We start from the raw sequence: 12746 nt of genomic DNA on the forward strand, positions 1-12746 counted from the left end.
TGGGGGCCACAGTTGTGGTCCCCATACGTCAGTAAATCCCTAGATGTCGAGTTGTGCCAGCAACCCTTGAAGAGGATGTCGCAAAGTAACACCTGCAAAGCGGCTGGCCTGGCAACGACAGGAGTAACCGGTGGCGAGCTGGTTGTGTTTTCCGCCATTGAGCTTGGGTGCCCAGGATTGCTGGAAAATCACCCGTGAGGTCTCCTTGTGCGCAGCCTCGTGGCCATAGGTCCCGGCCATACCACAGCAGCCAAGGTTCTCACCCTCTAGTTCCAGGCCCAGAGCCGAGAACACGGTTTGCCAGTCTTTCAGCGAAGCGGTGGCATTGGTTTGCTCGGTGCAGTGCGGCAACAGCTGGAAGCTTCCGGGCTTTATCCGCGCACGTTGCTGTTGTAGGTGCTCCTTCTGCTGGGCCAGCCATTCCTGTAACAACTGCACTTTTGGGGCGCGCTCCCCTAGGAGTTTTTTGTACTCGGAACGGTAAGTGAGGGTCATAGAGGGATCGATTCCCACGAGGGGGATACCACTCTCCGCCAGGTTGTTGAGCATCTCGCTATTGCCTTCGGCAACCCGCTCGAACTGACGCAGGAATCCATGGACATGCAGGGGTTTGCCGTTGGCTCGATAGGGGGCGAGAATCGGCACAAAGTCCAATTGCTTGAGCAGACGCAGGATGTCCGCCACCACCTCGGCATCAAAATAGCTGGTGAAGGCATCCTGCACGATGATGACCGCACGGCTGCGCTGGGAAGGCCCCAGAGTCTCCAGGCAGGCTTTCGTGGCGGTGGGGACTCCTAGTTCTTTCATGCTGGCCTGCAGGCTTCTCTGCGAGAGCTGTGGGCTGTCCACCATGCCGAAAACACGCTCCATCAAAAAAGACACAGGTTTTAGCCTTAGCGGCCAGTTGTACAGCTGCGGCAGTTTTGCCAGGTGCGGCATCATGAATTCCAGCCCGCCCACGGCGTAATCCTTAAGCGGACGCAAATAGCGGCTGTAATAAAGCTCCAGAAACTTGCTGCGAAATTCCGGCACATCCACGCGAATGGGGCACTGCCCCACACAGGATTTACAGGCGAGGCAGCCCTGCATGGCTTCGTTAACTTCGTGATTGAAATCGTACTCCCCGCGGGTTTTTGCCAGGGTGTTTATAAAGCGCTTGGGCAGGCCGACAAAAAAGGAGCGCTCGCGGTATTTACGCGCGCTGGCCACCGCGTCTATATCGTGTTTGCTCAAAAGGCGCAGCCACTCCCGCATCAGCGAAGCGCGTCCCTTGGGGGAGTGAATCCGGTTGCGCGTGGCCTTATAGGAAGGGCACATGGCATCGTCTGGGTTCCAGTTGAAGCAGGCACCGTTGCCATTGCAGTGGACCCCTTCATCATACCCCTCCCATACCTGAGCGGGAATCTGCCGGTCGTGCTCACCGCGGGTGCGCACGGCATCAATTTTCAGCAGGCTGGCACTGTCATTGGGTGTGGCAATTTTGCCGGGGTTTAGTTGGTTGCGCGGATCGAAAGCGGATTTAATGTTTTGCAGTTCGGGATACAGCTCGCCAAAAAATTCCGGGGCATATTCTGAGCGAACGCCTTTGCCGTGTTCTCCCCACAGCAGTCCTTTATATTTTTGCGTGAGTGCTACTACGCGATCGGTGATGGGGCGAATTTGTGCGGCCTGCTGGGGATCTTTCATATCGATTGCCGGGCGCACATGTAATACACCGGCATCTACATGTCCGAACATACCATAGTCGAGGCCGGCTTCATCCAGCACTGCGCGGAATTCGGCAATAAAGTCCGCCAGGTTTTCTGGCGGCACAGCGGTATCTTCGACAAAGGGTATCGGGCGCTTTTCCCCCTGGGCGTTACCCAATAAACCCACCGCGCGTTTACGCATGGCCCAGATGCGATTCACCTCGGCATGGCCGCGAGCGATGGAATAGCCGAAGCTCTTGCCTGGCTGGCCGATGGCAGCCTCGACATGTGCGATAAATTGCTTCAGAGCTTTTTCCAGTTCCTCTTCGGTATCTGCAGCGTACTCCACCAGGTTGATACCCTTGACCGGGCGATCCTCAGCGGGGAAAAACTCGCTGACGCTGTGCCAGACGATATCTTCTATAGCCAGCTGCAGTACTTTGCTGTCCACCGTTTCGATCGACATGGGGCCTGCGCCCATCAGGTCCTTGGCATCGCGCAGCGCTTCCTGGAAGTGGTCGTATTTTAAATTGACCAATGCCACGCACTTGGGGATGGGAAGCAGGTTGAGCTTGGCTTCAGCAATAAATCCGAGAGTGCCTTCGGAACCGCACAGTACACTGTTGAGATTAAAGCGATCACCTTCACGGATATGGGCCAGGTCGTAGCCAGTGAGACAGCGATTGAGTTTGGGAAATTTCTGCTCGATGAGTTCGGCTTTTTCCCTGGCAATCTTGTCACAGGTTTTATGCACTTTTGCGGCGCGGCTGTCTTTTCCACATATTTCCTGCAGCTGGGTTTCCCCTATGGCTGAGGAGTGCCACAGCTCCCCACCCATCAGCACCGTGTGCAGTTCCAAGACATGATCGCGGGTCTTGCCGTAAACGCAGGAGCCCTGACCGGAGGCATCCGTATTGATCATGCCACCGATGGTGGCGCGGTTGCTGGTAGAGAGTTCCGGCGCAAAAAACAGGCCGTGGGGTTTCAGTGCGGCATTAAGCTGGTCTTTGACAACGCCGGCCTGCACACGCACCCAGCGCTCTTCCACATTGATCTCGAGGATCTGGTTCATATGGCGGGAGATGTCTACCACCAGGCCATCGGTAAGTGATTGTCCGTTGGTGCCGGTACCGCCACCTCTCGGTGAGAGCACCACAGAGTGAAACTCCTCCCGTTCAGCCAATTCCGCCAATAGTTGTAGATCGCGGTTATTGCGCGGATACACCACTGCCTGGGGCAAAACCTGGTAAATAGAGTTGTCTGTCGCCAAAACGGTGCGGCTGGCGTAACTGGGTGTGGTGTCGCCGCGGAAACCCGCGTCAGTCAGCTCTTGCAAAAACTGCAAATAGAGCGCCTGAACCTCGTCGACTTCGCGCAATGCTGGAATCATGAGCTAATCCGTACTTTCGGGGAGGAAAAGGCCGCAAATTGCCGGGGTAGCTGGTGAGATAAAGAATCGCAGCCCTGCCGCGCGGTAAAAATGCGGCCCTGCATTGTATCCGTGGTGTGTATGTGCGCAAGCAGCCAATGGGACTTGGTTGCAATCCAAAAGTTGTACAAGCAACTCTCTTGTATAACTAATCGGGAGAGGCTATAAAAAAGGAATACAAACTGACTCTGTGCAGCGTAACTATGCATATCCAGCTCTTACCTCAGAAAATCCCAGTTGGTATCAGCCGCTGTGCTGTGGGCGATCCCGTGCGTTACAACGGCAGCCACAAGCACAGTAAAGTCTGCACACAACTGCTGGGCAATTGTTTCGAGTTGCAGGCTTACTGCCCGGAGGTTGCCATTGGTATGGGAGTGCCGAGACCGCCTATTCACCTGATTGTGAGTGATCGCCTGCGTGCGGTTGGCCGGGAAGACCCCAGCCTGGATGTTACTGAGGCCCTGGAAGACTATGCGGATCAGCTTGTGCCCGAAGTGGAAAATCTGCGTGGCTTTATTCTGATGCAGAAATCCCCCAGCTGCGGTGTTCGCACGACACCGCATTACAAGGAGGATGGCACTGGGGTGTTGGCCCATGAGTCCGGCTTATTCGCTGCGCGCCTGCGTCGGCATTTTCCACATTTGCCTATGGAAGAGGTGGGGCGACTGAATGCCAGTGATTTACGCGAGAATTTTCTCACCCGCGTTTTTGCCTACGATGCCTGGTATCGCTATGTAGCCACCGACCTGCGGCCAGCCAGGGTGATTGAGTTTTACACCGCCTATAAGTATTTGCTGCTGGCCCACAGCCAGCCACTGACTCGAGCCTTGGGTCAGTTTGTCTCTAATTCACGGGCGATGCCGGTGGAAGCATTTGCTTATGAAGTGCGGGGCAAGATTATGGAAATTCTCGGCCATCTGGCCAGCCGTAAAGACCGCACCAATGCCCTGATGCACAGCCAGGGTCACTTGAAAGGTTACTTGAACAAGGAAGAGCGTAATGAGTTGGCTCTTCTGATCGACGATTACCGCCGGGGCAACAAGCCGTTGTCGGCGGTACTCACGATGTTGCGCCATTATTTGCCACGCAGTCCCCACCAGTTTATCCACAGTCAGGTACTGCTCGCTGCCGAGCCTGCGGAGTTGGGGTTGTGTGATTTTCGCTGAGCCTAGCCATGGTTGAAATTGAATCCCCCACTAAAGCCCACCTGCCGATTCGTGAGGTGGCGCGTCGCACCGGCGTTCATCCCGTCACCCTGCGGGCTTGGGAGCGCAGATACGGCCTGTTAACGCCAGCCAGAACCAGTAAGGGACACCGACTCTACAGTGAAGAGGAAGTAAGGCGTATAGAAGGGGTGCTCGCCTGCCTAGCCCGTGGTGTGGCTATCGGACGGGTACGGGAGCTGTTGGAGCGTGGACCGGCTTCTCTTGTGGCCACAGAGCAAGCAGAAAATAGGGCTGGCAGCTGGCGCGAAATAATTGATGAGGCCTATGATTTGTCGCAGGACTTTGCCGACTTAAAGCTGCGCCAGCGCCTGGATCAGTGGATTGCCGCCTTCCCACCAGGGCTGCTACTCGATCACTGGCTAAAGCCCCTGCATGCCAAACTGGCCAGGCAGCGACAATCTGAGCCTGCTCAACATTTTTTCTGGCAGCTTTTCTATGAGCAGCTGTTATTAGCTAATGGTATAGCGCGTAAAAATCTTGGCAAAGACCGGGTAACTTGTGAGAAGCGAGTATTGTTGCTGGATTTTCCCGGCAATGATCAGCGGGCCTTCATACAATTATTTTGCGCGACACTTTTGGTTGCTGGTTGTGATGTGGTAGTTCTGGATTATCGCGCTGCCCTGCTTGAGTCGGAGAGTACTGTGAAAAAGCTCGGTGTGGATGCAGTGCTCTGCTATAGCCATCGGGCACTTTCGAAAGCTTTTCTTCACAAAGAATTACCTAGTTCGATACAAATTCTTCAAACACCTCTTTGGTTGCTAGGGGATTTTGTCGAAATGCAGTCTGCTGAGTTGGGTAGACTGAAGAAGCTTCCGATTATCTCGATGTTATCTGGTGATACAGACGGTGTGATGCGGCAATTGCGGGAGCAGCTGAAACGATGAGTGGAAAAAAGTCTCTGCAGCGAGGCCTGGTTTGGTTGCGCAACGATTTGCGCGTTCATGATAATTCGGCGTTGTACCACGCTAGTACCCGATGTGACCAATTGGCCGCGGTTTTTATTGCCTGTCCGGATACCTGGAAAAGCCATGATGAAGGGGATGCACTGGTCTCATTTCGGATGGCTTGCCTACAAGAATTACAAGAACAGTTACGACTTCGCAATATTCCTTTGTACTACCTCGAAGTCTCTAAATTTTCCCAGGTGCCTCATGCGCTACAGCAAATTACCGAGCGCCTGAAAGCGGAGGCTCTGTTTGCCAATGCTGAGTATCCATTGAATGAACAACGCCGGGACAAAGCAGTACGGGGAAAACTGCAGGAAAGCGGCGTTCAAGTGGAATACTACAGTGATCGAACGCTGTTGCCACCGGGGGCGGTTAGAACAGCGAGTGGTGATCCCTACAAAGTGTTTACGCCCTTTAAGCGTGCGCTGATCCAGCTGTGTGCCGAGAGCGAAGTTAACCCCCTACCCATGCCCAAGAAAATGCCTTCTACGGATAAGGGAGAACACTGGCCTAAATGGTTGGGGTTGGAAGTGGAGGGAAGCGGCAAGCTTACGCAGAAAATCCCCTCCCAATTGCCGCAGTATTCGTTGGATATTGATGGATCGGGTAGAGTGAAGGGTTGGGAGAGTGGGGAGAAGGCAGCGCAGAAACATTTGAAAGCTTTTGCTGAAATTATCGATAAATACCAGGCAGAGAGAGACTTCCCTGCGAAGGATAGTACTTCTCGTCTTTCTCCCTATTTAAACTGCGGGGCTATTTCCATTCGTCAATGTGTTCATATGGCCCTCAACCTAAATAAAGGGCTTTGGCAGGGAGGGAATGAAGGAATTGCCTGCTGGATTAGTGAACTCGTCTGGCGGGAGTTTTATACGCATTTGCTTGCGGATTTTCCTCGCCTAAGTATGGGCAAACCATTCAAAGAGGAAACAGAACAGGTTCCATGGTGCTACGACAAGGATTTGTTTTCCCGCTGGACTCGTGGTGAAACCGGGGTACCTATCGTCGATGCCGCTATGCGCCAGCTAAATGAAACCGCATGGATGCATAACCGGTTACGTATGATTGTCGCCTCGTTTTTGAGCAAAAATATGCTGATTGATTGGCGTTGGGGGGAGCGCTATTTTATGCAAAATTTAATTGATGGTGACTTTGCCTCTAACAATGGCGGTTGGCAGTGGACTGCCTCCACCGGCACTGATGCGGCGCCCTATTTCCGTGTATTCAACCCCTATAGTCAATCGCAAAAATTCGATCCTAATGGAGATTTCATTCGTCGATATGTGCCGGAGCTTGCCTCATTGAGTGATAAGGAAATTCATGAGCCGCCCAAGGTTGAGGGATATTCCCAGGTGATTTGTGATGTGGGGGCCGGGCGTAAGCGGGCGATAGAGGTTTTCGCCAATCTCAAGTAGATCCGCGTTTATCCGAGTCTATAAAATTAGGGGTGTCTGCTTTCGGAATAAAGTGAGTCCTATTTAAAGAGTACTTAGTAGTAGAGATACTCACTTATCGACCCTTAAAAGAAGAATGCGGGTGAAGTCCAATGACTTCAAAAAGTTTCATCCTCCCTATAAACATTGACAGAGACACTGGCATCTAGGCCTGAAGTAACCTGGAAAATGATAGGCCTACAACAAACCTGACAATCTTCGGTGTACTCCTGGGGAAGCATAGTGGTATCGACCAGTGTACTGAAATATTCACCGCAATAGGGACACTGTATGGTTTCTTCAATGATTGGGTTCACGCTGACCTTAACTGCTCTATTTATTTAATATTGTAAGCTCTGGGAAAAATTTCGCTTTAAAGGTTATTCGAGCTTTAGAGGTTCCTTAAATGTAAGCGTTCGATAGGGAAAGGGAATTTCAATCCCGGCTTTATCGAGAGCAATTTTCACCGCCGTAACCACCTCTGCACGGGACTGACGAATTTGTAGAGGAGTTGAACCTGTCCACCAGCAGACTTCAATATCAATACTGCTTTCCCCAAAAGCTTTTGGAAATATCTCAATTGGGTCTTCACTGCGCACGGTTTGGCAGGAGGCCACCGCTGACTCAATAACGGCAACAGCATTTGGTATTTTTTCCTGGTAGGCCACGCCCACCATAATCGTTGCTCTGCGCTTCACCCGGTTAGTGATGACTTCACAGGGGTTCTTAAACAAAAAGAGGTTGGGCACTACTACCAACTCACCGGTAACTTTGCGAATATTGGTATTGCGTACCTCAACCACCTCTACTCGCCCGCATATATCTTGACATTCAATAAAATCCCCTTCTTCAATGGGGAAGCGCCAGAGTATTAATATCCCTGCGAAGAAGTTTTCGAAAATATCTTTAAATGCCAATCCAATGGCGACAGAGAGTAGGCCCACCGCCCCCAGTGCTTTTGTAGGGGTAAGACCAGGAAAAAGCACCATAGCGGCAAGAAGCAGACCCACCAGCCAGGTAGCGCTGGTAAGCAGGCGGACAAATAGGTTTTTTAAGGATATCCTAGAGGTAGTATGGCGAAATAGCCGCCCGCCGAAGTGTCGAACAATACGTGCTACGCCCCAAGTGAGCAGCAGCATGATTATGCTGGCGATAATGTAGGGAGTATGCCCTATAAAATTTCCGCCGATACGATCAATAGAGGAAATCACAGTCTCTGTGGCCACAGAGAAAGACTCTGGGATAACCCTATCAATAAATGATTCCTGTGTCTCTTGTTGCTGCGTACTGAGTGACTTAAGGAGCAAAGCCAAGTGGCTGAAAAGAGCGTTCATTCTTATCCGGTGTTAATTTCCCTCAACCACACATTTGCGGGCTGTAGATAAATTGGAAAGTACTTTTGTTCCATTGTAGAAGGATAATTTGTCTTTATCCTAGGTACTAAGTTCTAAGTAAATTCCATTGCCCGAACAGTATGGATAAGCACTCTTAGCGGAGATCGGTCTATAAGTCACTGTTTATCTATTTCAGGGGAAGAGTATTTTCACTCACGTGACACCTCCTTTTTAGACTGCTTGTCTTCTACTTTTTCGTTATGGTTATCTTCATGTACCTCAATGCGTGCTGCTGGCGCTTTACCCTTTTTATCTTCACCAAAGTACAGTGTCTGATGTGGGAAAGGTATTTCTACGCCTTTTTTATCAAATAATAATTTGATACGTCGGTTGAACTCCCTACCTACATACCATTTTTCATGGGCCTTGGTTTTAGTCCTCGCCTTAATTACAACGGAACTGTCCGCAAAAGCATCCACTCCTAAAACCTCCAGGGGTTCCAGAATTAGAGGCCCATATTCATCGCTTTCGCGCATTTCTTTGTCTACCTCATGAAGGTATTGAATGACATCGTCGGTATTCTCCCGGTAGGCAACCCCAATTTCCAGCATGTAATAGCTGAAGTGCTTGGTTAGGTTATCTACTACTGATATATCACTGAATGGAACTGTATATACGGTGCCATTTAATGCGCGGAGTTCTACCTTGCGTAAGGTGATATTGGTTACCTCACCGGTTCGCCCGCCAACTTTTACAATATCGCCAATTTGTAGCAGGTCTTCCAACAACACGGTGAAGCCAGTTAGGAAATCTTTCACCAGGGCTTGGGCGCCAAACCCTACGGCAATACCAAAAACGCCAGCCCCGGCTAAGAGAGGGACTACATTGATATCTAACTCAGAGAGCAGTACGAGTACCCCCATGATTGAAAGTAGAAACAGTAAGATATTTTTTGCAAGGGGTATCAGTGTGCGCATACGGGCATTGCCGGAAGTGCGATGAGTATTAAAGTAGTGTTCCGTCGCAGCGTTGATCATTTCCCAGATGCATACAAAAATGGCCAATACTGAAAATAAAGCTAAAGCAATTTCGGCAAATTCGATGAGTGTATCTTTTGAAACGAATATGCCCACAGTAGCAGGGAATAATTCTGAAGCCGTATAAATCACCAGGAGGGCAGCAAGAAAATATCCAAGCCATCGCTGTAGTCTAAATAGTGGGGCAAAACGATTACTGTTCAAACTCAGTTTTCTCCTGATAGGAGATAGTTTCTTGTGCATGAAGTTAGCGAGTAGATTGTTAGATACAACAACGGCTAGCAGTAGTACAATTGATATCCCCAGAAGTAAAAAAGTGCCCGCTTGGTTTGCTGTTAGTCCAAACACACTCAGAAATTTTGTGTAGTCTTTGACTACCTCGGTAGCTATCTCATCTACTACCAGAACATCACTTATCTTCAGGAGATCAGGATTTTCTTTGTCCGTTGTCGTATCCCGCAATTCTTCCAGGTTGTCGATAAGCGCTGCTCTGCGTTCGGGATTCTGCAAAAGTTGGATGAGCTGATCTAACTCCTGAACCTGGGCATCCTCTCCATTTGGTGCGCTATTGCTCCGAGTAGGTGCGGTTTGAGACTCATTAGATGGTTGAATAGTCGTATTTTTCGCTTTATGTGACCCTGTTGTCTTTAAATTGATAGCTTCCTGAAGCGCTTGGGCATTGGATAGTGCTGATGACAAGCCAATCAGGATAGAAAAAAGGGTAGCTGAGGTAAGCCTGAGGAGATCATTTATGCTCCAGTGATAGTATTGAGATTTGCCTTTGCCCATCATTTTAAGTACCCAATTTTCGATATCCTAAAGATTGTTCGCAATAAATATGCCAATAACAATAGGGGTTATTAGGCGCACAGTTTTCCAAAAGCTTCATATTTGTGACAAAACTGACATAACGTTTTAAGGTAGTATGTAATTTTTTCTAAAGCTGAGTAAAAATTTCATTCAATCTGGTGAATTCTGCAGTTATGCAAGCTTTTTCTTCTGATAGGATTTGATATTGAATCTTCTTACTGGAATGTAAGGTGCTTGGCTCAATCGTCTATAAAGTGTTCACTTTATGGGAGTGGATGCCAACTTTGTGGTGGCACTTCCGCATTAACTGCCTGAGACTAGCAGGTCAGAACTAGTGGTTCGGGGGAAAGCGAAGAGCCAGGGACCTCCATAATCTAAAAGTAAAAATTTGCATCATTTGCTAAAGAGAAAATACATAGGCCTTGTTTGAGGTGGATTTGGTGTTAAATGGGGGCATTCTCTTAAATGGGAAAGTTAATTGAGCTAGGAGTTGTCGGTCTTTTTATTTCTGCATTTCTGGCCGCAACAATACTTCCGGTAAGCTCAGAGATTATATTAACGACGTTGCTGCTCAATGGCCTATCACCCGTTACGTTAGTACTTGTGGCAACTGTTGGTAATGTCGCGGGATCATTGGTTAATTACGCTCTAGGTTATTGGGCAAGCTTGGGTGTGATAAAGAAATGGCTGAGGATGTCTGAAAGCGAGTTTGTAAGGGCTGAACAGCGGTTTACTAAATATGGAATGATCTCCTTATGCTTTGCATGGGTGCCAATTATTGGAGATCCATTAACCGTTATGGCGGGTGTATTGAGGATCTCCTTGTTGTGGTTTTTGATCTTGGTGACAGCCGGGAAATTATTACGCTACATCGTTGTAAGCTATATGGTTTTGAATATTTCTTAAATAAGGAGAGTTTTAGTCTGTTTCCCTACGAGAACCCTTACACTTGGCTATGGCGAAATCACACCTAAAAATATACCAATAAAAATGGTGATTACTGACAAAATTGCGAACACCTGCCGACGATTTTAATTAGTTTATTGTTTTCTCTGCAAAACTAGATTCTAGTATGCAGGCCTCATGAAATGTCGATCCTAAAAGGTGATATGTTTATCAGTTTTCCCTCTTAACCAGTTTCTCCAATTGATTTCTAGTCCTTTTATCCCACCAATGTAGTCTTTATCGACCAGGTAATAGGAGTGTGTACGATTTCCGCGCTCAAGCTTATGCATGAGTCTGATTACAAAGCTCTTACCCGTTGGTTTTGATAGTAGAAAGTAAATAAATTGCCCCGCCTGTGCCTGTAATGGGGCTGATCCATTTCTTTGCTCATGACGCCACTTTGTATTGGGTAGCCTAATAAATGTACCTATATCCATTAGTTTCTCATGGCGCAAAGGTGGGTTTACCCATTTATAGTTTTCCCAGTGGCTGGTAATTCGTAGCTGTCCCTCGACTTTTGACAGGGTTTCCATTTGCTCGGCCAAACCTTCATTCAGCCAGGATTGGGCGTAGGGTGTGACGGTATCTGTTATTGCGTGGCTGACTTCGTGTTTAATGGTACGAAAAGTTCTGGCCCTATCTTTCTGAATATAAACGACTATTTGATTATCGTTTGGGAAGTAAATCCCATATGAAGCTGGTGGGGCTTCTCCCAGCCTTTTTCGTAGGTGCTCATAGTAGGCTTTTTTATTTTTTAGAACTAAAACTTTTACTGGTACTGTCTTGTAAAAGTCGAAAAATAGGACTCTATCGTAAAACTCATAGACAAGATTTACGTCTGCAACAATCTTATTTAATTCCTGTTTGCTCAGATTGGTATCAATGGTTTCAACAGAAATATCATACCGGGACCAACTTGAGGTGTGGTTTCTAGGCTTGATAACCTCTTGTTCAACACTCTCTATTTTCTTATCACTAAAGTGAACTTGGCCATTTTCGTCTGTCCATTTATAGATTTTAGCTGTTACGCTTATGGGAGCTAGAGACAAAAGAGTGGTTAATAAGGCTGGAAGGTAAGAGGTCACTACTTGAAACTTATATCTAATTAATCTTGGTACTATAGTTCTTATGGCTGCTGGCAGAATTAATAGGCGGCTATGGCTTTATGGATAGCCGCTTGAGCCAGCAATCGGTTGGAGTTTAGCGTTGGGAGTACTGAATTGCCATCGTTGATAATTAGCGGTATTTCAGTACAGCCCAGAATCACTGCGTCACATCCAGCCTGTTTGAGGTAACTGATACCGTCTTGAAAGTACTTGACCGTTTCATCTCGAACTATTCCATTGACCAGCTCGCTCATTATCAGATATCCAATTCGTTCGATGACCTCCTGGGGTGGCCGCAACCAATCTATGCCTGTGCCCTCTAGCCTGGACGGATAAACATCACTCTCAACCAACCACTGGGTACCGAGTATGCCCAGCTTCCTATAGCCCTCGACTTGTGCCGCGGCAATAACACTGTCGGAAATATGCAGCCAGGGTAGAGGAGAACCTTCCTCTACATAGTTAAAGGCTTGGTGGATGGTGTTATCTGGGCAAATAAGAAAGTCGGCTCCCTGGGATTTGAGCTTATCCGCGGATGAGAGCATTAAGTCGCTAATGCCTTGAAGATCATTGGAATCCAAATATTCCACATAGCGTGCGAGTGAATGAGTGTGCATAGATATCTCGGGATGGGCATGCTCACCGAGATACTTGCCACTTTCTATACAAATTGTTTTGTAGCAAAGGGCTGCTCCCTCAGCGGAGCAGCCAACGATACCGATATGTTTTATATCTTTGCGGTCCTTCACTTATTCACTCCATTATTCATGTAAAAAAAGAATACTCTATTTTTT

At 48.5% G+C, this 12746-nt stretch carries 10 protein-coding genes; 4 read left to right on the forward strand and 6 right to left on the reverse strand.

Annotated elements, in window-relative coordinates:
* Positions 1–39: 39 nt before the first annotated feature.
* Complete coding sequence (gene ydiJ, locus ACJJID_RS00730) at positions 40–3078, reverse strand: D-2-hydroxyglutarate dehydrogenase YdiJ (protein WP_444921064.1); 3039 nt, start codon at positions 3076–3078, stop codon at positions 40–42.
* Positions 3079–3320: 242 nt separating this feature from the next.
* Here ydiJ and ACJJID_RS00735 point away from each other — a divergent pair, with 242 nt between their 5' ends.
* The 3 genes from ACJJID_RS00735 to ACJJID_RS00745 are packed head-to-tail and all read left to right on the forward strand — an operon-like array spanning position 3321 to position 6702.
* Complete coding sequence (locus ACJJID_RS00735) at positions 3321–4283, forward strand: YbgA family protein (RefSeq protein ID WP_444921065.1); 963 nt, start codon at positions 3321–3323, stop codon at positions 4281–4283.
* Between the two features lie 8 nt (positions 4284–4291).
* Entirely contained in the window at positions 4292–5227 is a 936-nt protein-coding gene (locus ACJJID_RS00740) for a MerR family transcriptional regulator (protein ID WP_444921066.1), read from the forward strand.
* Complete coding sequence (locus ACJJID_RS00745; RefSeq protein ID WP_444921067.1) at positions 5224–6702, forward strand: cryptochrome/photolyase family protein; 1479 nt, start codon at positions 5224–5226, stop codon at positions 6700–6702. Before ACJJID_RS00740 ends, ACJJID_RS00745 begins: the two co-directional genes overlap by 4 nt.
* Positions 6703–6839: 137 nt before the next feature.
* On the opposite strand, the gene ACJJID_RS00750 is transcribed toward ACJJID_RS00745, so the two are convergent.
* The 3 genes from ACJJID_RS00750 to ACJJID_RS00760 form a co-directional block, all read right to left on the reverse strand.
* Positions 6840–7037 carry a CPXCG motif-containing cysteine-rich protein gene (locus ACJJID_RS00750; protein ID WP_444921068.1) on the reverse strand — a complete coding sequence of 66 codons (198 nt, stop codon included), beginning with the start codon at positions 7035–7037 and terminating at the stop codon, positions 6840–6842.
* 63 nt (positions 7038–7100) lie between these two features.
* Positions 7101–7946 carry a mechanosensitive ion channel family protein gene (locus ACJJID_RS00755; protein WP_444921069.1) on the reverse strand — a complete coding sequence of 282 codons (846 nt, stop codon included), beginning with the start codon at positions 7944–7946 and terminating at the stop codon, positions 7101–7103.
* Between the two features lie 317 nt (positions 7947–8263).
* Positions 8264–9883, reverse strand: coding sequence for a mechanosensitive ion channel family protein (locus ACJJID_RS00760; protein ID WP_444921070.1), 1620 nt, complete (start codon positions 9881–9883; stop codon positions 8264–8266).
* A 483-nt stretch (positions 9884–10366) separates the two neighbouring features.
* Between ACJJID_RS00760 and ACJJID_RS00765 the strand changes: the two genes are divergently transcribed.
* Complete coding sequence (locus ACJJID_RS00765; RefSeq protein WP_152451521.1) at positions 10367–10807, forward strand: YqaA family protein; 441 nt, start codon at positions 10367–10369, stop codon at positions 10805–10807.
* A gap of 191 nt (positions 10808–10998) precedes the next feature.
* Here ACJJID_RS00765 and ACJJID_RS00770 read toward each other — a convergent pair whose 3' ends face one another.
* Positions 10999–11931, reverse strand: coding sequence for a DUF4124 domain-containing protein (locus ACJJID_RS00770; protein WP_444921071.1), 933 nt, complete (start codon positions 11929–11931; stop codon positions 10999–11001).
* A 59-nt stretch (positions 11932–11990) separates the two neighbouring features.
* Positions 11991–12701, reverse strand: coding sequence for an aspartate/glutamate racemase family protein (locus ACJJID_RS00775; RefSeq protein WP_444921072.1), 711 nt, complete (start codon positions 12699–12701; stop codon positions 11991–11993).
* Positions 12702–12746: the final 45 nt, after the last annotated feature.

The organism is Microbulbifer sp. CnH-101-G, assembly GCF_052466775.1.